Source organism: Actinomadura sediminis, assembly GCF_042675525.1.
In the GTDB taxonomy this organism is placed as follows: Bacteria; Actinomycetota; Actinomycetes; order Streptosporangiales; family Streptosporangiaceae; genus Spirillospora; species Spirillospora sediminis.
The window spans coordinates 135,419-159,505 of the sequence record NZ_JBHTJA010000003.1 but is presented as its reverse complement, the minus strand read 5'-3'; the positions used below and the strand labels follow the sequence as shown (position 1 = coordinate 159,505).

Annotated in this window: 20 protein-coding genes and 1 tRNA gene; 19 read left to right on the top strand and 2 right to left on the bottom strand. The window is 72.6% G+C overall.

Going from position 1 to position 24,087, the window contains the following annotated elements; genetic code table 11:
* Positions 1-21 precede the first annotated feature (21 nt).
* The 18 genes from ACFQ11_RS03710 (at position 22) to ACFQ11_RS03625 (ending at position 21,227) form a co-directional block, all read left to right on the top strand.
* Positions 22-1,581, top strand: coding sequence for an ABC transporter substrate-binding protein (locus ACFQ11_RS03710; protein WP_378296332.1), 1,560 nt, complete (start codon positions 22-24; stop codon positions 1,579-1,581).
* Positions 1,581-2,612 carry an ABC transporter permease gene (locus ACFQ11_RS03705; RefSeq protein WP_378296330.1) on the top strand — a complete coding sequence of 344 codons (1,032 nt, stop codon included), beginning with the start codon at positions 1,581-1,583 and terminating at the stop codon, positions 2,610-2,612. The genes ACFQ11_RS03710 and ACFQ11_RS03705 overlap by 1 nt, the downstream gene beginning before the upstream one ends.
* Positions 2,609-4,450 carry a dipeptide/oligopeptide/nickel ABC transporter permease/ATP-binding protein gene (locus ACFQ11_RS03700; RefSeq protein ID WP_378296329.1) on the top strand — a complete coding sequence of 614 codons (1,842 nt, stop codon included), beginning with the start codon at positions 2,609-2,611 and terminating at the stop codon, positions 4,448-4,450. The genes ACFQ11_RS03705 and ACFQ11_RS03700 overlap by 4 nt, the downstream gene beginning before the upstream one ends.
* On the top strand, positions 4,447-5,256 hold the full coding sequence (locus ACFQ11_RS03695) for an ATP-binding cassette domain-containing protein (protein WP_378296328.1): 810 nt from the start codon (positions 4,447-4,449) through the stop codon (positions 5,254-5,256). The genes ACFQ11_RS03700 and ACFQ11_RS03695 overlap by 4 nt, the downstream gene beginning before the upstream one ends.
* A complete protein-coding gene (locus ACFQ11_RS03690) occupies positions 5,253-6,515 on the top strand; it encodes an amidohydrolase (protein WP_378296327.1) in 1,263 nt (420 codons plus the stop codon). Before ACFQ11_RS03695 ends, ACFQ11_RS03690 begins: the two co-directional genes overlap by 4 nt.
* Positions 6,512-8,074, top strand: a complete 1,563-nt coding sequence (locus tag ACFQ11_RS03685) for an amidohydrolase (RefSeq protein ID WP_378296326.1) — start codon at positions 6,512-6,514, stop codon at positions 8,072-8,074. Before ACFQ11_RS03690 ends, ACFQ11_RS03685 begins: the two co-directional genes overlap by 4 nt.
* A gap of 574 nt (positions 8,075-8,648) precedes the next feature.
* Complete coding sequence (locus ACFQ11_RS03680; RefSeq protein ID WP_378296325.1) at positions 8,649-10,094, top strand: iron-containing redox enzyme family protein; 1,446 nt, start codon at positions 8,649-8,651, stop codon at positions 10,092-10,094.
* 141 nt (positions 10,095-10,235) lie between these two features.
* Complete coding sequence (locus ACFQ11_RS03675) at positions 10,236-10,619, top strand: Rieske (2Fe-2S) protein (protein WP_378296324.1); 384 nt, start codon at positions 10,236-10,238, stop codon at positions 10,617-10,619.
* A gap of 32 nt (positions 10,620-10,651) precedes the next feature.
* A complete protein-coding gene (locus ACFQ11_RS03670; RefSeq protein ID WP_378296323.1) occupies positions 10,652-11,731 on the top strand; it encodes a 50S ribosomal protein L11 methyltransferase in 1,080 nt (359 codons plus the stop codon).
* Positions 11,728-13,131: an iron-containing redox enzyme family protein gene (locus ACFQ11_RS03665; protein WP_378296322.1), complete on the top strand. Its 1,404-nt coding sequence runs from the start codon at positions 11,728-11,730 to the stop codon at positions 13,129-13,131. Before ACFQ11_RS03670 ends, ACFQ11_RS03665 begins: the two co-directional genes overlap by 4 nt.
* Positions 13,124-14,218 carry a serine/threonine protein kinase gene (locus tag ACFQ11_RS03660; protein WP_378296321.1) on the top strand — a complete coding sequence of 365 codons (1,095 nt, stop codon included), beginning with the start codon at positions 13,124-13,126 and terminating at the stop codon, positions 14,216-14,218. The genes ACFQ11_RS03665 and ACFQ11_RS03660 overlap by 8 nt, the downstream gene beginning before the upstream one ends.
* Positions 14,219-14,245: 27 nt before the next feature.
* The gene (locus ACFQ11_RS03655; protein ID WP_378296320.1) at positions 14,246-15,499 is read left to right on the top strand and encodes an ATP-grasp domain-containing protein; all 1,254 of its coding nucleotides are present in this window, start codon (positions 14,246-14,248) and stop codon (positions 15,497-15,499) included.
* The gene (locus ACFQ11_RS03650) at positions 15,496-16,740 is read left to right on the top strand and encodes an MFS transporter (protein WP_378296319.1); all 1,245 of its coding nucleotides are present in this window, start codon (positions 15,496-15,498) and stop codon (positions 16,738-16,740) included. Before ACFQ11_RS03655 ends, ACFQ11_RS03650 begins: the two co-directional genes overlap by 4 nt.
* A gap of 32 nt (positions 16,741-16,772) precedes the next feature.
* Positions 16,773-18,032, top strand: a complete 1,260-nt coding sequence (locus ACFQ11_RS03645; RefSeq protein WP_378296318.1) for an ATP-grasp domain-containing protein — start codon at positions 16,773-16,775, stop codon at positions 18,030-18,032.
* Entirely contained in the window at positions 18,032-19,306 is a 1,275-nt protein-coding gene (locus ACFQ11_RS03640) for a hypothetical protein (protein ID WP_378296317.1), read from the top strand. Before ACFQ11_RS03645 ends, ACFQ11_RS03640 begins: the two co-directional genes overlap by 1 nt.
* A gap of 442 nt (positions 19,307-19,748) precedes the next feature.
* Positions 19,749-20,015, top strand: a complete 267-nt coding sequence (locus ACFQ11_RS03635) for a hypothetical protein (RefSeq protein WP_378296315.1) — start codon at positions 19,749-19,751, stop codon at positions 20,013-20,015.
* Positions 20,016-20,176: 161 nt separating this feature from the next.
* The gene (locus ACFQ11_RS03630; RefSeq protein ID WP_378296314.1) at positions 20,177-20,587 is read left to right on the top strand and encodes a hypothetical protein; all 411 of its coding nucleotides are present in this window, start codon (positions 20,177-20,179) and stop codon (positions 20,585-20,587) included.
* 211 nt (positions 20,588-20,798) lie between these two features.
* Complete coding sequence (locus ACFQ11_RS03625) at positions 20,799-21,227, top strand: hypothetical protein (RefSeq protein WP_378296313.1); 429 nt, start codon at positions 20,799-20,801, stop codon at positions 21,225-21,227.
* Positions 21,228-21,605: 378 nt separating this feature from the next.
* Here ACFQ11_RS03625 and ACFQ11_RS03620 read toward each other — a convergent pair.
* Together ACFQ11_RS03620 and ACFQ11_RS03615 are read right to left on the bottom strand one after the other, a co-directional pair.
* A tRNA-Ala gene (locus ACFQ11_RS03620) sits at positions 21,606-21,678 on the bottom strand.
* A gap of 245 nt (positions 21,679-21,923) precedes the next feature.
* Entirely contained in the window at positions 21,924-22,043 is a 120-nt protein-coding gene (locus ACFQ11_RS03615; protein ID WP_211238580.1) for a DLW-39 family protein, read from the bottom strand.
* A gap of 246 nt (positions 22,044-22,289) precedes the next feature.
* Here ACFQ11_RS03615 and ACFQ11_RS03610 point away from each other — a divergent pair, with 246 nt between their 5' ends.
* Entirely contained in the window at positions 22,290-24,062 is a 1,773-nt protein-coding gene (locus ACFQ11_RS03610; protein WP_378296371.1) for a M64 family metallopeptidase, read from the top strand.
* The last annotated feature ends 25 nt before the right edge of the window (positions 24,063-24,087 follow it).

Below are 24,087 nucleotides of genomic sequence, written 5' to 3'. Positions count from 1 at the left end.
CGTTCGTCCAGGGAGAAGTCCATGTCTCGTTCCCGCCCCGCACTCGCGTCCGCCGCCCTCGCGGTGTCGGCCGTCCTCGCCGCCGGCTGCACGACCTCCGGGGGCACGTCCGAGGGCGCCGCCGACGACGCGTTCCGCTTCGCGGTGACGTCGGACGCCCACACGTTCGACCCCGCGAAGGGCAACGCGGCCACCGACTACACGTTCGCGCGGATGCGGTTCGCGAACCTCGTCTACCGCGATTCCGACAACTCGGTCGTCCCGGGCCTCGCGGAGAAGTGGGAGGCCACCCCGGAGTCGGCGACGTTCACGCTGCGCGACGGGCTGACCTGCTCGGACGGCGCCCCGCTGACGGCCTCGACGGTCGCGGCGTCGCTGCGCCGGTTCGCCGACCCGAAGACGGGCGCGTCGCAGGCGCCGCTGGTGTTCGGGCCCGGCGCGAAGGTCGACGTGACGGCCGACGACGCCGCCCGAACCGTCACGATCAAGCTGGACGGGCCGTGGTCGGACCTCGTGCCCGCGCTGTCGCTGACCGGCGCCGGGATCGTGTGCGAGCCCGGCCTGAAGGACCCGAAGGGCCTCGACCAGGGCACCGTGAAGGGCGCGGGCTCCGGCCCGTACGAGCTGACCGACCTGCAGCGCGGCCGCTCCTACACGTTCGAGCTGCGCGACGACTTCGAGGCGTTCGCCGAGTACAAGGTCGCGGAGAAGCCCGAGGGCGAGCGGGCCGAGACGGTGAAGCTGACGATCGTCTCCAACGAGAGCACCGCCGCGAACCAGCTCAGCACCGGCGCGCTCGACTACGCGGCGTTCACCGGCCCGGACGTCGCCCGCTTCGCGGGCGGCGGCTACGAGGTGCACCCGGCGCCGCTGCTCCGGATGTTCCTGGTGTTCAACCAGCGCGAGGGCCGCCCCGGGACGGACGAGAAGTTCCGCAGGGCCGTCGCGCAGGCCGTCGACCCCGCCGCGTTCAACAAGGTGTTCGGCGGCCGGGGCGAGGTCATGAAGAGCTGGAGCGACAGCACCAGCCCCTTCGCCAACACCGACGCTGCGCTGATCACGAAGACGGACCCGGCGGCCGCGAAGAAGGTGCTGGACGGCGTCAAGATCAAGCTCAACGGGACGAACGGGGTCGCGGGCGGCTCCGGCAACACCTACGTCCAGGAGGCGCTGCGCGCGGCCGGCGCGGACGTCGAGCTGCGCAACGTCGACAACGCGACGTGGGCGACGGAGGTCCTCGGCGGCAAGGGCGACTGGGACGTCACCGTGATGGCCCACCTGAACTTCTCCGGGACGCTCACGTCCGGCGCGCTCCTGCTGACCGGCCCGCCGCCGCCCGAGGGCCGCAACTTCGGCGCGATCGAGAACGAAGGGCTCGTCGACGGGCTGGTCGCGGCCATGTCCACCACCGACGAGAACGCCAAGAAGAAGTCGTGGGCCGAGGCGCAGAAGGCCGCTCTGGAGCGCGTGGACGTCGTGCCGCTGTCGACCGTGCCGGTGTCGTTCGTCTACGGCGAGCGGGGCGACGCCTACCTCGTGAACGGCACCAACGACCCGGCGACCTTCCGGATCAAGGGCTGATGACGGACGCGACCCTCGTCGGCGAGGAACAGGACCCGGCGGGCCCGGCCCCCGAGGCGGGCCGCCGGGGGCCGGCCGTCAACCCGTGGCTCGGGTTCGCCGCGCGGCGGCTCGTCGGGATCGCGGGGGTGCTCGCCACCCTCGTCGGCGCGACGTTCCTGATGGTGCAGCTCATCCCGGGCGACCCGGCGCGCGCGCTGGCCGGGACGGGCGCGACCGGCGCGGAGGTCGAGCGGATCCGGCACGAGCTGGGCCTCGACCGGTCGATCCCCGAGCAGTTCGTCTCGTACGTGAACGGCCTCCTGCGCTTCGACCTCGGGACGTCCTTCCAGACCGGCGAATCGGTCGCGGACGTCATCGCGGGGCGGATGCCGTTCACCGCGCAGCTCGCGTTCCTCGCCATCGCGATCGTGATCGTGCTGTCGGTCCCGCTCGGGATGGCCGTCGCGATCGCGACCCGGGGCGGACGGCGGGCGCGGCTCGACACCGCGTTCACGTTCGGCACCGGGACGCTGGGCGCGACGCCCGAGTACGTCATCGGCACCCTGCTCGTGCTGGTCTTCGCGATCACGCTGGGGCTGCTCCCGGCGGCGGGCGCCGCGTCGCCGTCGTCCCTGATCCTGCCGGTCCTCGCGATCGCGATCGGGCCGACGTGCGTCCTCGCCCGGATCGTCCGCCGGGAGACCGCGGTCGTCCTCGACCAGGACTACATGCGGACGGCGCGGGGCCGCCGCCTGCCGCCGCTGTCGCTGTACGCGCGGCACGCGCTGCCGAACCTGCTGACCAGCACCCTCACGATGGGCGGGCTGACGCTGACGTCGCTGCTCGGCGGCACGGTGATCGTGGAGAGCGTGTTCGCGTGGCCGGGCATGGGCAGCCGCGTCGTCGAGGCGATCATCAACCGCGACTACCCGGTCATCCAGGGGACGGTGCTCGTCCTCGGCATCATCGCCGCGCTGGTCAACCTGCTCATCGACACGCTGCTCGGGCTGCTGGACCCGCGCACGCTCACCGCGAGGAGCACCTCATGATCCGCCGCTCGAAGGGGCTGACGGCCGGGCTCACCGGGCTCGGGCTGATCGCCGTCCTCGCCGTCGTCGCGCCGCCGGTCTGGGGCGACGACGCGACCGCGCTGTCCGGCGCGGCCCGGCAGGGCGCGTCCGGGGAGCACTGGCTCGGGACGGACGCGCTCGGCCGGGACGTCTTCGCCCGCACGCTCGTCGCGACCCGGCTCACGCTCGTCATGACCGTGCTCGCCACCGCGATCGCCGGGACCCTCGGCGTCCTCATCGGCACCGCCGTGTGGGTCGCGGGCCGGCGCGTCCGGGAGATCGGGCTGCGGCTGATCGACGTCATGGTGTCGTACCCGGCCGTGATCCTCGCGCTCGCCGTCGCGACGATCCTCGGCGCGGGCACCGTCGCGTCCGTCATCGCCATCGGGGTCGCGTGGTCGCCCGCCTTCGCGCGGCTGACCGCGAACCTCGCCGCGTCCGTCGCCGGGCGCGACTTCGTCGCGTCCGCGCGGCTGCTCGGCGTCCCGCCGCACCGGGTGCTGACCCGGCACCTGCTGCCGAACATCGCCGAGCCGCTGCTGGTGCTGCTGTCGGTCGCGTTCGCCGGGACGCTCACCGCGCTGTCGGGCCTGTCGTTCATCGGGCTCGGCGTGCAGTCCCCGTCGTACGACTGGGGCCTGCTGCTGAACACCGGCCTGGAAGCGCTCTACACGAACCCGGCCGAGGCGCTCGGCCCCGCGGTCGCGATCACGCTGACGGGCGTGTTCGCCGGGTTCGTCGGGGACGGGCTGGCCGCGGGCGCCGACCCGCGCCGCGGCCGCAACGCCGCCGTCCGCGGGCGGGGCGCGGCCCCCGCGCGGGGGCCGGAACCGGCGCCGGTCCCGGACGACGCCCTCCTCGTCGTCGACGACCTGCGCGTGTCCGCCGGGGACGTCGACCTCGTCGCGGGCGTGTCGTTCCACGTGCGGCCCGGCGAGATCGTCGGCGTCGTCGGGGAGTCGGGCTCCGGCAAGAGCCTCACCGCGATGGCCGCCGCCCGGCTGCTGCCCGACACCGTGCACGCCGACGCCCGCACCCTGCGGCTGGACGACCTCGACCTGCTGGGCCGCACGTCCCCCGACCGGCTCGCCACCGAGATCGGCGTCGTCTACCAGGACCCGACGGCGTCGTTCAACCCGGCGCTGCGCGTCGGCGGGCAGCTCACCGAGGTGCTCCGCCGCCACCGCGGGCTCGGCCGGGCGGAGGCCCGCGCGCGCGCCGAACAGGCCCTGAAGGACGTCCACATCACCCGTCCGGCGGCACGCCTCAAGCAGCACCCGCACGAACTGTCCGGCGGGATGCGGCAGCGCGCGATGATCGCGTCCGCGCTGCTCACCGGGCCGCGGCTGCTGATCGCCGACGAACCCACCACCGCCCTCGACGTCACCGTGCAGGCCGAGATCCTCGACCTGCTCCGCGACGTGAACAGGCGCGACGGCACCGCGATGCTGTTCATCTCGCACGACATCGGCGTCATCGCGTCCCTGTGCCACCGCGTGCTGGTGATGTACGCGGGGCGGATCGTCGAGGAGATCCCCGTCGCCGAGCTCCGCGCCGGACGCGCCCGCCACCCCTACACGCGCGCGCTGCTCGCCGCGACGCCCCGCCTCGACACCGAGCCGGGGGAGCCGCTCGCGACGATCCCCGGACGACCGCCCGCGCCCGCCGACCGTCCCGCCGGGTGCGCGTTCGCGTCCCGCTGCGGGCACGTCCGGCCGGAGTGCGCGGACGTCCCGCCCGCGTTCGTCCCCCTCGGCGACCTGCACGGCGCCGCCTGCCACGCAGTCGAGGACGTCCCCACGGAGCGTGCCCGATGACCGTACCGCCGCCGACCGGCCCCCCGCCGACCGAGACCGCCCCCGCCCCCGTCCTGGCCGCCGACGAGGTCACGGTCGTGTTCGGGCACGGGCGCCGCGCCCAGACCGTCCTCGATAACGTGAGCGTCGCCGTGCCGAAGGGCACCACGCTCGGGCTCGTCGGCGAGTCCGGCTCCGGCAAGTCGACGCTGGCGAAGGCCATGGTCGGCCTCGTCCGCCCGCGCTCCGGGCGGATCCTCCTGGACGGGCGGGACGTGTCCGGCCTGCGCGGCTCGAAGCTCACCGAGGTGCGCCGCCGCGTCCAGCTGATCTCCCAGGACCCGAACTCCTCCCTCAACCCCCGGATGCGGATCGGCCGGGCCCTCGCCGAGGCGATCGACCCGCGCCGCGCCCGCGCCGACCGGGCCGCGATCGCCCGCGGCCTGGAGATGGTCGCGCTGGACGCCGACGCCGCCGACCGGTACCCGCACGAGTTCTCCGGCGGGCAGCGGCAGCGCATCGCGATCGCCCGCGCGCTCGTCGCCGAACCCGACATCGTCGTCGCCGACGAGATCACCTCCGCGCTGGACTGCTCCGTCCAGGCCGAGGTGCTCAACCTGCTCGCCGGCCTGCGCGCCCGGCTCGGGCTGACGATGCTGTTCATCTCCCACGACCTCGCCGTCGTCCGGCACGTCAGCGACGCCGTCGCCGTCATGCGGCACGGCGTCATCGTCGAGCAGGGCCGGATCTACGACGCGCCCGCCCACCCCTACACGCGGCGGCTGCTCGCCAGCGCGCCGTCCCTCCCCGCGAAGGAGCCCAGTTGACCAGCCGAGCGACGGAGCAGACCCGCGAGATCCTCAGCGACTTCGCCGAGCACGCGCCCGCGCTCGGCGAGCTGTACCGCGACCTGCACGCCCACCCCGAGCCCGGGTGGCAGGAGCAGCGGACCGCCGGCGTCGTCGCCGCCCGCCTGCACGCCGCCGGGTACAAGGTCGTCGAGGGGGTCGGCGGCACCGGCGTCGTCGGCGAGCTGCGCAACGGCGACGGACCCGTCGTGCTCGTCCGCGCCGACATGGACGCCCTGCCCGTCACCGAGCGGACCGGCCTCCCCTACGCCAGCACCATCGACGGCGTCATGCACGCGTGCGGCCACGACATGCACGTCGCGTGCCTCACCGGGACCGCCGAGGCGCTCGCCCGCGCCCGGTCGCGCTGGTCGGGCACGCTGCTGGTCGTCGGGCAGCCCGCCGAGGAGCTGGGGGAGGGCGCCGCGGCGATGGTCCGCGACCCCGCGTGGGCGGGCTTCGCCCGCCCGGACGTCGTCCTCGGCCAGCACGTCGGCCCGTTCCCGGCCGGCGCGATCGTCCACCGGCCGGGGCTGATCATGTCGGCCGCGACGACCGTGGACGTCCGGCTGTTCGGCCGCGGCGGGCACGGTTCGGCCCCCGAGCGGTGCGTCGACCCGATCGTCATCGCCGCGCACCTGATCACCCGCCTGCAGACGATCGTGTCCCGCGAGGTGTCGCCGCGCGAGTCGGTCGTCGTGACCGCCGGGCAGGTCCACGCGGGCACCGCCGCCAACGTCATCCCCGACGAGGCCCGCGTCTCGCTGAACTTCCGCGTCCAGTCGGAACGGGCCCGCGAGCAGGTCCTGTCCGCGATCCGCCGCATCGCCGAGGCCGAGTGCGCCGCCGCGGGCGCCCCGCGGCCGCCCGAGTTCACCGTGTCGAGCGAGTTCCCGCTGACCCTGAACGACGCCGACGCGGACGCGCGCGTCTCGTCCGTCCACACCGAGCTGTTCGGCGCGGAGGCGGTGCTGGAGCACGGCCCGATGATGGGCAGCGAGGACTTCTCCGTGTTCGGCGACGCCGAGCACAACGGCGGCACGGCCGTCCCCACGAACTTCTGGTTCTTCGGCGGCACCTCCTGGGACGACTGGAACCGCGCGGCCGGCGAGACGCCGGAGGAGAAGCTCGCGGACCTCCCCGGCAACCACAGCGCCCTGTTCGCGCCCGACCCCGACCCGACCATCCAGGTCGGCACGACCGCCCTGACCGCCGCCGCCCTGGCCTACCTCGCATGACCGCCGACACGATTCTCCGCGGCCGCGTCGTCACGCTGGACGACCGCGTGCCGTTCGCCGAGGCGGTCGCCGTCCGCGCCGGGCGGGTCCTCGCCGTCGGCACCGCGTCCGACCTGGACGGCCTGCGCGGCCCCGGCACCCGGACGGTCGACGTCGACGGGTGCGTCCTGCCCGGGTTCGTCGAGGCCCACGGCCACTTCCTCGGCGACGCGACCGTGCAGAGCGGGCACCTCGTGGACATCCGGCCGGTCACCCTCCCGGACGCCGGCGCCGTGGTCGCCGCGATCCGGGAGGCCGTCGCGGCGCGCCCGGTCGCCGTCTGCAACGGATGGGAGCCCCTCCTCCACCGCGGCCTGCCGGAACCGACGCTGGAGTGGCTCGACGGCGTCGCCCCGCACGTCCCGCTGATCATCATGCACAACTCGGGACACTCCGCGTACTTCAATACGAGGGCGATGGACCTCGCCGGGCTGAGCGGCCGCACCCCGGACCCGTCCGGCGGGTACTTCGGCCGCACCCCCGCCGGCGACCTGGACGGTTCCGCGTTCGAGCCCGCCGCGATCGGCCTCGTCACCGCGCCGCTCCGCGCGGCCGTCGCCGACCCAGCGCCCGCGCTGCTCGCGCAGAGCGCCCGCGTCAACGCGCGCGGCGTCACGATGATGAGCGAGATGGCGTTCGACCCGGCGTCGCGGCCGCACCTGCGGGACGTCCCGCTGACCACCCGGCTGCGGCTCTACGAGGTGTCGACCCCGGCGCTGCGCAGCGACGTCGAACCCGGCGCGGGCGACGACATGGTCCGCCAGGTCGGCATCAAGACGTGGGCGGACGGCTCGCCCTGGACCGGCAACCTCGCCGCGTCCTTCCCCTACCGTTCGGGACCGTTCCAACCGCACCACGACCCCAACTACGGCGCCGCCGACCTGCTGGAGATCTCCCGCGCGTACCACTCCGCCGGGTGGCAGCTCGCCTGCCACGCCAACGGCGACGCGGCCGTGCAGCAGGTCCTCGACGTGTGGGAGGAGATGCTGGGCGGCACGCCCGCAGAGGCGCCGCGCCTGCGCATCGAGCACGCCAGCGCGATGCGGCCCGACCAGTTCGAACGCGCCCACGCGATGGGCGTCACGTGCAGCCTCTTCCCCGACCACATCTACTACTGGGGCGAGGTCCTGGACGACCTGTTCGGCGCGGACGTCGCGCACCGCTGGGCGCCCATCGGCACCGCGCTGCGCACCGGCATGCGCGTCTCCCTGCACAACGACTCGCCCGTCACCCCGGTGAGCCCGCTGCACAACATCGGCGTCGCCGCCACCCGGCTGTCCCGGCGCGGCCGGGCGTTCGGGGTCGACGAGCGCGTCTCCGTCGCGCAGGCGCTCCGCGCCCAGACGATCGACGCCGCGTGGCAGCTCCGCGCCGACGACGTCACGGGGTCCCTGACGCCCGGCAAGTACGCGGACCTCGTCGTCGTCTCCGCCGACCCGCTGCGGACGCCCCCGGAGGAGATCGAGGGCATCACCGTGCGGGAGACGTACCTCGCGGGGGAGCGGGTCTTCACCGCCTGACCTGGAAAAGGGTCCTCATTATGGTCGGACCGTAATGAGGCCGCATAGCGGGCCCGACCGCCGATCCCGGGCGGACTCGCGCGTCCCTTGTCCGCATCCGGACAGCGATCCGGACGACCGACACCCGGACCGGACGGCCGAACGCGCGCCCGCGCGCCCCCGTGCGCCGCACGCGGCGGCCGTCCGTCCGGACCGCTCCGCCGGGCCCTCCGCCATCGGCCTCCGAGGTCAGGCCGACGATCCGGCGCCGCGCCCCGCGCGCGGCGCCGCACCGCCCCGCCGCCCCTTGCCGAACGGGGCGGAACCGTCAAGAGGCACGCGGGCGATGCGGACGTCGTGCGGTCCGTCACACTCCGTTCATTGATCACCCGGAAGACCGCTGTTAACGTTCCGGCCGACCGGTGAATTGGTCTTTCACGACGAGGTGAGGGGGCCACTGCGGTGATCAATGTCTTATAGGTTCGCCGACCACGCAAATCGAGAACCGTTTGATGCACCCCGGGCCGACACAATCGCCCTCCGCACACCTTTCACTACACCCACCCACGCGTAGTCAGGTGAACGGTACAAATAAATGACTATCCAATCTCAGGTCACCCCTGCCGGAGAACGGGCCGGCGGAACCCTGGGAGAGCGGCTCCTCGCGTTCGCGCGCGACCCGCTGTTCCGCGGTGACGCCCGGGTCCTGCACGCCCCCAACCCGTACCGCCGGGCGCTCGCCCCCGGCACCCTCGCCGCCGGCGACTTCGCCCGGCCGCTCACCGCCGCGGCGCCGTCCGCGCACCGCTCCCTCGCCGCGCACCGGCTGCTCGGCACCTTCTACGAGGCCGAGACCGTCCTGCTCCCCGAACAGGGGCTCGCCGCGCTGCACGACGACTTCGACCGCTTCTACGGCGAGGACCTGCGCGAACTCCGCGAAAGCTCGCTGTCCGAACTGGAACGCCTCGCGTTCGGGGGCCTCGCCGGCGCCGTCGACGTCAGCGGCGCCGACACCGTCGAGGTCCTGGACTCCTACTTCCGGCACGTCGTCGCCGAGGCCGCGACCGGCCCGTCCCCCGCGCTCGCCGCCGTCGCCGCCGCCCACGACCGCCGGACCGCCGCCGACCTGTACGTGGTGCAGCTCGCCCTGGACGGCCTCACCGAGGCGTCCGCGATGTCGCGCAACCTCGCCGGCGCGTACGGCCCCGAGCAGTCCGCCCTGTTCAAGATCTTCATCGACGAATTCGGGTACGGCGTCCACGACGCGAAGCACACCACGATCTTCGCCAAGCTGCTGCGCAGCCGCGCCATGGCGACCCATGTGCACGCGTACTGGAACTTCTATCTCGCCGGGCCGCTCGCCACGAACAACTATTACTACTACCTCTCCCGCGACCACGCTAAATTCTTCCGGTACGCCGGCGCGGTAACGTACGCGGAAGCCGTTTTCGCCCCCGGATTCGTCGAAATGGTCAAGGTCTTCCGCGATATCTTCGGCGACGCGGTCGACCTGCACTACTGCGACGAGCACGCGCACATCGACGAGCACCACGGCCGCATCACCCGCGACCAGGTCCTGCTCGCCCTCGCCGAGCGGCACGGCCCCCGCGTCGTCCCCGAACTGCTCCGCGGCGTCGCCGAGGCCCGGCTCGTCGGCGGCTGGTTCGAGGAGGACACCGCCGCGCAGATCCGCTGGTCCGACGACCTCACCCGGCACCGCGACCTCGCGGCGGACGCCCGCACCGCGCGCGGCGCCGAACCGGACCGGATCGTCCTGACCCCGGACGCCCCCTTCGGCACCCGCACCCGCGACGCCGACGTCGTCCTGGAGATGACCGCCGGGGAAGCCGACCTCGTCGCCACCCCGACCGGGCCGCCCGAACGGCTCGCGCGCGGCGACGTGCTCCTCGTCCCCGCCGGGCGCCTCCACGGCCTGCGCGCCGCGACCCCCGAGGCCGTCTGCCTCGCCCACCCCGTCGAACCCCCCGCCGACCCCACCGCCGCACCACCCGCCGCACCGCCCGCCGACCAGGACGGATGACCCGCCACGCTCCCCCGCGCGCCTGAGAGCGCGCCGACTCCCGTTCCCACCCGCGCCCGGACGGGCGGCGGATCGCGCGCGCCCGCGCCCCGCCCGCGACCCGCCCGCCTCCGCGCGCGCCGACCTTCCGAAGAGGAGCCGATGGCCCGCGTCATCGTCATCGACCTGAGCCGGCACAACACCCTCTACGTCGGCCACGACCGGTACTTCGTCCTGCGCGCGGGCGGCCCGCCGCTGCTCGTCCGCGACCACTGCCCCCACCGCGGCGGCCCGCTGTCCCTCGCCCGCCCGACCCCGGACGGGCGGCGGCTCGCCTGCCCGTGGCACGGCACCCGGGTCGGCGTCGCCGCGCTCCGCCGCGGCTGCCTCCCGATGGTCCGCACCGGCGACGAGGCCGTCGTCGTCCTCCCCGACGGCACGGCGGACGACACGCCCGTGTCCGTCCTGCACAAGGAGGTCCTCGCGAACCTCCCGCCCGGCACCGGCGACCCCGAGACGACCGGCCGGGAGCCCGCATGCCGCTGACACCGTCCACCCCCAGCCCGGGAGGCCAGGCCGTGACCCTCACCCGTGACACCGCGCCCGCCCAGGACGCCGTCCCCGCGTTCGACGTCGCCGAGTTCCTCGCCTGGGGAAGCGACCTCCACGACCAGGGCCGCTACGAGGACGCCGCGCGCGCCTACCGGCTGATCCTCGGCGTCGACCGGCACAACCAGGAGGCGCTGCTCGGCCACAACCGGGCCGTCCGGCACGCCGTGCCGCGCTGGCACTGGGAGATGCTGCACGACGAGGAGCGCGCCGAACGCTACGACCACGCGATCCGGCGTGCCGTCACCGCGAACCCGGACGCGCTCGTCCTCGACATCGGCGCCGGGTCCGGGCTGCTCGCGATGATGGCCGCGCGCGCCGGAGCCCGCGGCGTCGTCGCGTGCGAGGGCCAGCCGTCCGTCGCCGAGACCGCCGTCGAGGTCGTCCGCACCGCCGGATACGACGACACGGTCCGCGTCGTCCCGAAGATGTCGACCCGGATGACCGTCCCCGGCGACCTGCCGCGCCGCGCCGACCTGCTCGTCACCGAGATCGTCGACTGCGGGCTGCTCGGCGAGGGCATCCTCGGCACCATCGCGCACGCCCGCGAGCACCTGCTCGCCCCGGACGCCACGATCATGCCGTACCGGGCCCGCGTGTACGCGCAGCTCGTCGAGAGCGTCCCCCTGCACCGCAAGAACCACGTCGGCAAGCTCCACGGATTCGACCTCGCGCCGTTCAACCGGCTGTCGACCCTCGAGTACTTCGACTCCCGGCTGCACCGCCACGAGCACCGCACCCTGTCCGAGCCGCTGCGGGTCTTCGACTTCGACTTCCGCACCGCCGACGCGTCCCCGCAGCGCACCGAACTGCGCGTCCGCCCCACCTCCGCCGGGCGGCTGCACGCGATCGCGTTCTGGTTCGAGATGGACCTCGTGCCCGGCGTCACGCTCACGAACGCGCCCGGCGTCGAGTCGCACTGGAAGCAGGCGATCCAGTGCCTCCCCGTCCCGCCGCTCGTCCAGCCCGGCGACCCCGTCGCGGTCACCGCGCTGCACGACGGACGGCACGTCCGCTTCGAGGTCGCGCCCGCCGAGGAGACCGCATGACGATCACCGACACCGCGCAGTCGTCCGCGCTCGCCGCCTACTGCGCGCAGCCGATCTTCCAGCCCGGACCGGACGTCTACATCACCGGCAACCCGTACCGGCGGCCGATCGGCCCGATCGACGCCCTCGCCGGCCGCACCGCCCCCGCCGCCCTCGCGGAGTTCCTCGGACCCGGCCAGCTCGCCGCCGGGCGGATCCTGTGCAACGCCTACGAGAGCGACATGATCCTCCTCCCGGCGGCCGGGCTCGCCACCGCCAAGGACGACTTCGACCTCTTCTACGGCGACGAGGTGCGCCGGCTCCGCGACGCCGTCCGTCCCGGACTGGAACGCTACGCGTTCTCGTTCCTCGACGACGCCGTCCCCGCCCCGCCCGTCCGGACCCTCGACGACCTGCAGGAGTACTTCCTCGCCGAGGTCGGCGGCGCGGGCGCCCCGGCGGACGCGTCCGGCGTGAACCCCGCCGTGGACGCGTCCGCGCCGGTCGGCGGCACGATGCGCGCGATCGTCGAGTGCCGGCACCCCGAGGAGGCCGCGGGCCTGCACCTCATCCAGCTCGCGCTGGACGCGCTGACCGAGGCGTCCGCGATGGCCCGCAACCTCGGCGGGTCCTACGGCACCGAGCAGTCCGAACTCTTCAAGATCTTCAACGACGAGTTCGGGTACGGCGTCTACGGCGCCAAGCACAGCACGATCTTCAAGGAGATGCTCGCCAGCGTCGGCCTCCGCACCGACCTGCACGCCTACTGGAACTTCTACCTCACCAGCTCCCTCATCGGCGTCAACTACTTCAACTGGCTCACCGAGGACCATCGCGGGATGTTCCGCTACATGGCGGCGGTGACCTACCTGGAGTGGCTGTTCGCCCAGGGCTTCGCCGACACCGGCGCCATGCTCCGCGCCGTCTACGGCGACCGCGTGGACGCCAAGTACTGCGACGAGCACGCCCACATCGACGTCCACCACGGGCGCATGACCTACGAGAACCTCCTCCTCGGGCTGGCGCGCGCGCACGGCGAACTCGTCATCCCCGAACTCGTGCGCGGCATCGAGGACACGAAACTCCTCCTCCGCCTCGGCGACGACGACTTCCGCGCCCAGATCGCGTGGGCCGACACCCTCGACGCCCACACCGACCCCCCGATCGCCGCACGCGACGACGCGTCCGTCACCACCCTGCGCCCGGACGACCCGTTCACCACCGGCGTCCACGACACCGACCGGCTCATCGAGGTCGAAGACGGCGCCGTCCACGTGTACGCGTGGGCCACCGACCACCCCCACCTGCTGGAGAAGGGCGACGTCCTGCACGTCCCCGCGCACCGCCTGCACGGCCTCAAGGCCGTCTCACCCCGCGCCCGCGTGGCCGCCCGGACCGCCGAAAGGAGCCACGATGCCTGAATCGTCGCCCGTCTCGTCCTACAACGAGTGGGACCCGCTCGAGGAGGTCATCGTCGGCGTCGTCGACGGCGCCGCCGTCCCGCCCTGGCACCCCGCGATCGAGGCGACCGTCCCGCCCGAGGCGTGGGACTTCTACCGGCGCAACGGCGGCGGCCCCTTCCCGCCCGACCAGGTCGACGCCGCCCGCGACGAACTCGACGGGTTCGCCGCGATCCTCGAGGCCGAGGGCGTCACCGTCCGGCGGCCCGACCCCGTCGACCAGTCCGCCGCGTTCGGCACCGCCGACTGGTCGTCCACCGGCGGCTCCTCCCACACCTTCCCCCGCGACATCGCCCTCGTCGCCGGCGACCAGATCGTCGAGGCCACCATGGGCTGGCGGTCCTACTACTTCGCCACCCACCCCTTCCGGACGATCTTCAAGGACTACTTCCGGCGCGGCGCCCGCTGGGTCGCCGCCCCGAAACCCCAGCTCACGGACGCGTCCTACAACCCCGGCTACGCCGCCGCGAAACCCGCCGCGCCCGACCCCGCGAACCCGTTCCCGCCCGAGACGTCCGTCATCACCGAGTTCGAGCCGATCGTGGACGCCGGCGACTTCATGCGCTTCGGCCGCGACATCCTCGTCCAGCGCAGCCACGTCACGAACCACTTCGGCATCGACTGGGTGCGCCGCCTCCTCGGCGACGAGTTCCGCGTCCACGAGGTCGCGTTCCTCGACGACCACCCGATGCACCTCAACGCCACGTTCGTCCCGCTGCGGCCCGGGCGCGTCCTCATCAACCCCGAGCGGGTGCCCGAACTGCCGGAGATGTTCGCCGACTGGGACGTCCTCGTCTGCCCCGAACCCGCCATCCCCGCCGACCAGACGATGTACTTCTGCAGCCGCTGGATCGCGATGAACACCCTGATGCTCGACCAGGACCGCATCTTCGTCGAGGCCCAGGAGACCGAACTCATCCGGCTCCTCGAGAAAGAGGGGTTCACCCCCATCCCCGTGCCCTTCCGCACGGTCAACACCTTCGGCGGCGGCTTCCACTGCGCGACCTTGGACGTCCGCCGCCGCGGCTCCCTCGAGGACTACTTCTAGCCCACGTGATCCGACAATGAGGTTCGTATGACACAGGACAGCGGGGAGCGTCCGCTCCTGCTTCTGATAGCGAGCAGTTACTCGGTGTACCGCGCCTACATCCTGGAGTCGGTGTCGGCCCGGTACCGGCTGTGGCTGCTGAACCCGGCGCCGCCCACCTGGGAGGACCCCTACATCGCCGGGCACACCGTCGTCGACTGCCTCGACCTCGACAAGCTCACCGCGGCGGCGAGGGACGTGGCGCGCGACCACGAGGTCGCGGGCGTGTTCTGCTACGACGAGGTCTACATCGAGACGTCCGCGCACCTGTCGGCCGCGCTCGGCTTCCCCGTCCTGGACCCGGACGCCGTCGCGCGGTGCCGCGACAAGAGCGCGACCCGCACGGCGCTGCGGGCGGCGGGACTGCCGCAGCCCGCGTCCCTCGCCGTCTCCACCCTGGACGACGCGCGCGCGTTCGCCGACCGCGTCGGCTACCCCGTCATCCTCAAACCCCGCAACCTCGGCGGCAGCATGGGCGTCCGCAAGGTGCACGGGCCGGACGAACTGGACGCGGCGTTCGCGCTGACCGACGGCGTCCGGATGGGCGGCATCCGGCAGTTCGACGACTACGTGCTCGTCGAGGAGTTCCTCGAGGGACCCGAGATCGCGGTCGAATGCGTCCTCCACCGCGGCACCTGCACGCCGCTGATCATCGCCCGGAAGGTCCTCGGGGACGGCCGGATGGCGTTCGAGGAGATCGGCCACGACGTCGACGCGGCCGACCCGCTGCTGCACGACCCGGACCTGCGGGACGCGCTGCGGCGGGCGCACGACGCCGTCGGGTTCACCGACGGGTACACGCACATCGAGTTCAAGCTCACCCCCGACGGGCCGCAGGTCATCGAGATCAACGTGCGGCTCGGCGGCGGGATGATCCCCTACCTCGGGCGGCTCACCTCCGGGGTGGACGCGCCGCTCGCGGCCGCCGACGTCGTCGCGGGCCGCGCGCCGACCGTCGTGTTCCGCGGGCCGCCGCGCGCCGCGTCCATCCGGTTCGGGTACCCGGCGCACGACATGGAGATCACGTCGGCGGCGGCCCGCGAGGAGCTCGTCCGCCCGCCGATCACGGAGATCCGGGTGGCCGTCGAACCCGGCATGCGGATACGGCTCCCACCGTACGGCCTGGCCCGCAGCGGCTACGTCATCGCCGTCGGCGACACGCTCGACGAGACCGCCGCCGCCGTGACCGACGCCGACCGGTTCTTCGCCTTCACCGGAACCCCGCTGGAGCCGGCGCAGTGAGCACGCCCGGGAACGCCGCGCCGCCGACGATCATCGCCACGCTGCGGCAGATGAACGGCACGGTCCGGGTCCTCGTCCTCGGCAACCTGATCAGCAACCTCGCCGCGTTCCTCAACGCGTTCCTGGTGCTGTACCTGACGGACCGCGGATTCTCCGCCTGGCAGGCCGGGGTCGTGCTGACCGCGCTGATGATCGGCCGGATCTCCGGGTCCGCGGTCGGCGGCGCCGCCGCCGACCGGTTCGGCTACCGGCGCGTCATCATCGGGTCGATGGCCGGCACCGCCGTGCTGACCGCCGGGCTCGTGCACATCCCCAACATGTGGGTGGGCGCCGCCGTCGCCGCCGGGGCCGGGATGACCGCGCAGGCGTACCGTCCGGCGGCGATGGCGTGGGTCGTCGAGCTGACACCGAAGGACCGGCACGTCATGGTCTTCGCGGTGCTGCGGCTGACGTTCAACGTGGGCGCGACGCTCGGGCCGCTCGGCGCCGCGCTGCTCCTCGCGTACGCGTCCTACGACGCCCTGTTCTACGTCGACGCTGCGACGTCCCTGGCGTTCGGGATCGTCGCCTACCTGGTGCTGAAGGGCGACCCCGAACCCGGCGGCGGCGACGACGCGGCGGGCGGGCGCACCGGATACCGGCAGGTCGCCGCCGACCGGCGGTTCATGCTGGTCGTCCTCGGCCTCTTCCTCACCGCCGTCGCCTACATCCAGGGGTCGGCCGCCCTCCCCCTGTACGTGACGGGCAACGGGCACGGCGAGCAGGTGTACGCGATCCTGCTCACCGTCAACGGCGCCATCGTGATCGTGTTCGAGGTGCTGCTGTCGAAATGGACGCAGCGGCTCCCGATCGGGCTGCCGATGACGATCGGGATGGCCGTCCTCGGCATCGGCCACCTGATCTACGCCGGGCCGACACCCGTCGCCGTCCTCGTGCTCGCGACCGTCGTGTGGACGTTCGGGGAGGTCATCGCCGCACCGTCGATGATGGCCTACCCCGGACTGATCGCCCCGCCCGCCCTGCGGGCCCGCTACATCGCCGCCGCGGCCGTCCCCCAGCAGGCCGGCTACGCCCTCGGCCCGATCATCGGCGTCGCCGCGTGGCAGGCCTGGGGCGCCGGGGTCTGGGTGCTGACCGGAGCGTGCGGCCTGGCCGCCGCGGCGTGCGTCGCCGCGGGCGCCGGCACCGGGCGCCGCCGTCCCGCCGCCGAGGAACCCGCGCTCGCCCCGGCCGCCGAATGACCGACACATCAACCGAACGAAGGTGGAACTCCATGGACAAGCCGGTCGTCGCGATCGTCCGCCCCTTCACCTCGGCGGCGATGGTCGCCCCCGCGCTGCGCCGGGCGGGCTTCAGCCCGGTCGCCGTCATGGACTACGCGGGCCCGTCCCTCGGGCCGCTGCACTCCTCGCACGACCCCGCCGAGTACGACGCCGTCATCAACCACCACGGCGACATCGACGCGACCATCGCCCGGCTCGGCGCGCTGAAGCCCATCGCGGTGATCCCCGGCGTCGAGGCGGCGCTGCAGGAGGCGCAGCGCCTGTCCGACGCGCTCGCCCCCGAATACTCCAACGACCCCGCGCTCGTGGACGCCCGCCGCCACAAGTACCTGATGCACCGGGCCCTCGCCGACGCCGGCCTGCCCGTCCCCAAGCAGATCTGCACCACCGACCCGGCCGAGGTCGCCGCCTGGATCGACCGCGAGGGACTCGCCGGCCGCGACCTGGTGATCAAGCCGCCGACCAGCGCGGGCACCGTCGGGGTGAGCCGCGCGCCCGGCGGCGAGGGCTGGCGCGAACGGTTCGACGCGATGCTCGGCACCCGCGACAAGCTCGACGTCGTCGCCGAGGAGGTGCTCGTCCAGGAGCAGCTCACCGGCGTCGAGTACGCCATCGACACCGTCAGCCACGACGGGCGGCACTCCATCACCGACATCATCAAGTACCGGCGGGTGCCGTACGGCGAGGGCATCGCGGTGTACGACTCCGTCGAATGGCTCCCCTACGACACCGACGCGTACGGCGAGCTGATCGAATACGGGCTCGGCGCGCTCGACGCCGTCGGGCTGCGGAACTGGGCCGCCCACACCGAGATCATGATGACCCCGGACGGGCCGCGGCTGCTGGAGGTCAACGCGCGCCTCGCCGGCGCCGGCAACCCCGCCGTCACCGAGATCGCCACCGGCGAGAGCCAGGTCACCCGCATCGTCGACGTGTGCCGCGGCCTCGGCCCCAAACTGCCGCCCGGCTACACGCTGCACCGCAACGTCATGGCCGTGTTCCTGATGTCGCACTCCACCGGGATCGTCCGCAACGCCGAGATCTACGACGCGGCCCGCGACCTGCCCAGCTACCACTCGCCCGTCCACCTCGTGAAGACCGGCGACCACGTCGACGCCAGCACCGACCTGTTCGCCAGCATGACGATGGGCTACATCATCCTCGCCCACGAGGACTCCGCGCAGGTCCACGCCGACCGGGAGGCCATCCGCGCCATCGAGCGGGACCTCGACGTCGAGGCCGACGCCTGATGGTCACCCGGAAGTACCTCGACGCCTGCGCCGCCGACCCCGCCCTCCGCACCGTCATGGCGTCCGCGGAACTCCCCGAACCGCTCGCCGCGGCCTGGGGGAAGCACCTGCTGCCCCGCCCGATGTTCTGCGACGAGGCGGAGATCCGCGGCGCCGCCGACGACCTGTCCGCGCTCTTCCGCCTGCTCACGTCCCTGCCCGACCGCCTGTTCGGCGGGGACGTCCGCGCGTTCTGCGCCGCGCTCGGCATGGACGAACGACGCATCGACATCATGACCCGCTTCTCCGGCGAACCCATCCTCTACGGACGCGCCGACCTCTACCACGACGGATCGGGCTACCGGCTGATGGAGTTCAACGTCGGCAGCGAACTCGGCGGCGTCGACATCAGCGAGGTCAACCGCCCCCTCCTCGCCACCCCGCCGTTCCGCGCGTTCGCCGAGGACCACGGCCTCACGCACGTCGGCACCCCCGCGGCGATCGCACGCCAGTTCGTCCGGGCCACCGGCAAGGACGCCCCGGTCGTCGCGACGCTCGAAGGCGTCGGCGGGATCGCGGCGTACGAGACGCTGCACCGCTCGTTCCAGGACGCGATGCGCCGCCACGGCATCGACCTCGTCTACGGCGAGGTCGACCAGGTGCAGACCCGCAACGGCCGCCTGTACCTGCACGGCAAGCCCATCGACCTCGTCCTGCGCTACTACAGCTCGAACCAGATCGCGCGCGACGACCGCAACGAGCGTCCCGCCGAAACGGTGCAGCGCGCCCACGAGGACGGCCGGGTCGTCCTGTGGACCCCCGTCAGCAACGGCATGTTCGGCTACAAGAGCTGCCTCGCCATGCTCTCCGAATGCGACCTGCCCCCCGGCGACCGGGCCCTCGTCGACCGCGTCCTGCCCTGGACCCGCCGCCTCACCCCCGAGCTCGCCGACCGTGTCCGCGCCGAACGGGAGACCACCATCCTGAAGCCGATCGCGGGCCTGTCCGGCCACGGCGTCCGCGCGGGCTGGGACCAGGACGACCGCGAATGGGCCGACACCGTCACCGAATGCCTCCGCGAGCCGTACATCGCGCAGCGCCGCATCGTCCCGAACCGCGAACCCGTCCTGGACCCCGCCACCGGCGAGAGCACCGACTGGTCCGCGGTCTGGGGCGTCTTCGCGTTCCCGGACGGCTACGGCGGCGCGTTCTGCCGAGCCGTCCCCGACGGCGGCGACTCCGTCGTCAACTTCGGCGCCACCGGCGCCCGCGTCACGCCCGTCTTGCACCACTGACCCCTCGCCCGGGGTCGCCCGCACCGACCCCGGGCACCACGGAACCGCACCCCGCGCCCCCGATCGGCGTCCGCACGTCCCGTCGGCGCCGGAAGGACGACTTTTCCGGAAGGATCGCGTCACGACATCGGCGGGCGGGAGATGGTCTAGGTGACGGTGGGCTGGCGTTGGCTGATCGGGACGCTCTCTCTCGCAGCGGCAGGAGCCACGTGGGGTTTCTTGGGAAACAGCTACGAACCTGGTGACAGCGCGATCGGCACCGGCATCATGGGCGCCGTCCTGGGACTCGTGCTGGGGGCCGGAAGTGATGCGGTCGGTTACGTGAGAAGCCGAACTGAAGCCGACCGAGACGGCGACACGTAGAGAATTTGCCTCTTGGCAGAAACTCGACCGCTCGCCATAATTCCGGTAAACGGCGGGAGGAGCCGCCATGTGGGCCGGCATGCAAATCGCGCTCATCGGCGTGATCGGGGTCGGGGCGCTCGGCATGGCCGCCCTGGACCTGTACAGAGCATCCCCCAGACGCCGCGGCTGGAAGCCCGCGGGCGCCCTGGCCCTCATCGCCGGCGGCCTGTGGTACCTGCTCTGCTTCACCTCGATCGTCTTCTTCGACGCGTCTTTCATAGCGGCACCACCAGAACAACTGGCGCTCGGGATACTGCTCTCCCTGACGTTCTACGGGTGGAAAACGTGGTCGCGCAGGAAATAGCAGCGACCCCGTTTTACCTGAAGTCTTCATAGCGACGCGAAGGAAGATCCCCCTTGCCGCAGTATGGGAGATCTATGGGGCGCACGGCCACGTCAAGGGCATTGACCTGCCCATGGGCCGATGTTGGACTGAAGACGGACCCATTCGACGGGGGGATGACGATGGCATTGGGAGAGCAACTGGGACAGGACTCAGGGCAGGTCACGGGGACACGGGTCCTACCGCCGACCGAGCAGGGCGAAGCGCGGGTCGAGGTCTCCTTCGAGGCCCGGGGCCGACTCCTCGACGGTGACGCCGTCGACATCGGGACGTACGTGTCGGTCCTGGGACCGGACGGCGTCCTGCGCGGCAAGGGCCAGGGCTGCACGACGACCACGGACGGCGCGACCGCCACCTGGGAAGGCCAGGGTGTCGGCAGGCTCATGAGCGACGGAGCGACCTCCTTCCGAGGCTCGATCTTCTATCGGACGACGTCGCGGGAACTGTCCCGCCTGAACGGAGTCGCCGCCGTGTTCGAGCACGAAACGGACGCGAGCGGCAAGACCGAGTCCAAGGTCTTCGAGTGGAAGTGACCGAACCGGCGACGCGCGGCGCCCGCCCGGCGGACGCTGCGCGCCCGATGGCCGGACGTTGAGCTACCGGAACGTCCCTGGGAAGCTACGCGCCCCGGCTTCGCCCCTTCAACACCCCGATCAGTCGCCGGGCCGGCGGCACCGTCCAGTGGCCTGGGGTCGGCCCGCATTAGGTGGATATGCTCCTCTAGAGCGAGTTGAATGAGGACGGATGCCCACGCACGAATGGACCCTCGCCCAAGACCCCCACGGTCGAGGCGGGCGGCGCAGAAGCACAAGGGCGCTCATCATCGCCACGATCATCTTGAGCGTCACCGGATTGATCGTCGTGCTCGGTCTGCTCGGCCCGGCACGCTCCGGCGAGGAAACGCCCCGGCTCGGCGCCAAGTCCTACGATGTCCAGGTCGACTGCCAGGTGAACACCGCCGGGGGAACCGGGACGGTCACGATCAGCGGCACCATCAAGGGCGATTCCTCCCGCTTCAAGGTGACCGTTGAGGTACTCGATGCCGCGACCAAGGAGCGCATCGGGCAGCGAACGTTCGATGTCCGCGACACCACGACGTTCAGTGGCACAACGGCGGCCCAAGCACCGGTAGGACCGGCGGGCATCGAGTGCCGAATCACAAAGGTGGTCTAAGAGAGGTCCTTGTGGCTTTGGCCTTGACCTGCCGCGAACAGGCCAGGCTGCATCCCGGTGAGAATGCCCCGCATCGAGAGCGGTGACGAGCTGCCGCGCCGCCTCGGCGACTTCGGTGTCGCGGTCTTGCATCAACCGACGTGCCACTACAGCCTCGGCGCGAACGGCCCGATGGGCCGAACGTTCCCACTCCACTTTCGGCGCGTAACCGGCCGAGTCCGGGAAGGCGGCTGCGGCCCGGCTCCAAGCTCGACACCGAACGGGATCAAGGCGGCCAGTGCCTCGGACGGCGACGGGGCGCGGCCGGTGCCGATGGCCTCATCGCGTTGATTGCACGAACGCCCTCGTCCTGACTCGGGACGGGGGCGCCTTCGCAGGTGGAGCCTAGGGGATTCGAACCCCTGACACCCGGCTTGCAAAGCCGGTGCTCTACCAACTGAGCTAAGGCCCCTCGGGCACCGGGCGTCGGCGTGCGCCGACGGTGGTCCGGGCACCGGACGGGAACGATCGTACACCGTGGTTCGGGGCGGCCCGACGGGACGATCGGGGGCGTGCGCCATCGCCGACGCGGGGGAGCGCCGGGTCAGGGCAGCGTGATGTGCGGCGCGCTCGGCGCCGGCCGCGACGGTGGTCCCGGCGAGACCGAGACGGACGCGTCCGCATCGTTCACGCCGGGGCCGGGTGTCGCCGGCGGTGTCAGCTGTCGGACGACGTGGCCTCGGTCCACAGGTCCAGCTCGGCGCGGTCCTGCTGCAGCCGGCGCCAGACAGCGAAGCCGCCGAGAGCAACAACAGCGAGAATGAGCAGCTTCTTCACGGTGGGGACCCCTTCACCTCGACTATGAGCCCTTCCCGGAGAACGAGCGGACGCTGTCGGCCGTCCCCCAGGCTCTCCGCAGCCTAGCAACCGATCCCCGGCGTTCCGCACCCACTCGCCGTTATCGGACCGAACGTCCAACCGAGGGAGCGGTCGGTACGGGACAAAAGTGGATCTTGGGGCGATAATCGCGGGGCATGCAGCTTGATCATCCGGGGGCCGAACCGAGGAGGTCCGAACGTGTCGATGAGGGTGAGGGGCGCGCTGGGCGCGGCCGTGCTCGCCGGCGTGACGCTGGTTCCGGCGCCCGCGCACGCCGCGGTGGAGCCGAAGGTGGTGCCGGTGCAGGTGACGGGTGATCCGTCCGCCCGGTTCAACCTGGTGATCCTCGGCGACGGCTACACGGAGGCCGACATGCCCGAGTTCCGGGCGCACATCGCCGAGCACCTGAACGACCTGTGGACGATCGAGCCGTTCAAGTCGTACCGCAGCTACTTCAACGTGTACGCGGTCGAGACGCCGTCGCGGGACTCGGGTGTGAGCTGCGACCCCGACGTGTCGTCCGCGCGGAAGGACACGCCGCTGAGCATGGCGTTCTGGAGCGGCTGCAAGGAGGACGGCATCCAGCGGCTGCTCGTGATGGACCAGGGCGCGGCCGAACGGTACGCGGACATGGTGCCGGGGACGTCCGAGGGCAACCGGCAGATCCTCGCGCTGGCCAACAGCGACACCTACGGCGGGGCGGGCGGCAGGTACGCGACGGCGTCGGGCGGGAACGCCATGTCGGCGCTCATCGCACCGCACGAGCTCGGGCATTCGCTGGGCGGGCTGCAGGACGAGTACGACTACTACTACCGGGGCGTTCCGGGCGGGACGTACGAGGGGACGGAGCCCGCGTCGGTGCATCACACGCTGCTCACCGAGCAGGAGATGCGGGCGCAGAAGAAGAAGTGGTGGCGCTGGCTGGGGGAGCCGAGCGAGTCCGGGGGCGTCATCGGGCGTTACGAGGGCGGGCTGTACTCGGGCAAGGGCGTGTGGAGGCCCAGCGAGCACTCGCTGATGAAGACGCTCGGGTACTACTTCGACCAGGTGGCGCGGGAGCGGATGACGCAGCGGATCTCCGCGAAGGTCGACCTGATCCAGGGGCACGCGCCGACGAACGCGCCGGTGGGCGGGGACCGCGTCCTGTGGGTCGAGACCCTGCACCCGGTGGACCACCGGCTGTCGATCACGTGGACGGTCGACGGGCGGGTCGTGGGGCGCGGGCCCGACCTCGATCTCGCGAAGCTGAAGCGGAAGGGGACGTACACGGTCGAGGTGACCGTGACGGACCCGACCGAGTTCGTCCGCGACCCGGCCGTACGCGGGTCCGAGGCGCTCACCCAGACGCGCACCTGGACGGTGGACGGGCGGGCGAAGACGCCCCACGACGGGGTGCGGCCGCGGTTCACGGGCTCGACGCCGACCGACCGTCCGGTGGGCGCGGAGTCGATCGTGTACGTGGAGACGACCCATCCGGCGCGGAAGTCGCCCAAGGTGCGCTGGGAGCTGGACGGACGCGCGGTGCGCGGGGGCGCGCGGGACATCGACCTCGCCCGGTTCCGGCTGCGTGAAGGAGCGCACCGGCTGGTGGCGCGGGTCGGCTCCGACCGGCTCGCGTGGACGATCGACGCGGAGCGGCCGACGGCGTCGGTCGAACTGTCGGAGGCGGCGGCTCATCGGGGCGGGCGGACACCGGAGTACGTGTTCGACGGCCCGTTCAGGATGCGGCTGACCGGCGCGGACGACCGACCGGGCGCGGTCGTGACGGAGTTCCGGGTGGACGGCGACGGCTGGTTCAACTACTTCGGCTGGCCGACGGACTCCGACGCCCCGTGGCTCTTCACCGAGAACGGCACCGTGATCGACGGGCTGACGTACGGGAAGCTCGGGAAGGGACGGCACACCATCGAGTACCGCGCCATCGACCCGGCGGGCAACATCGGCGAGCCGCGCGAGTTCGTCGTCACGCTGCGGTGACGAGCGTCGCGCCGGGTCGTCACCG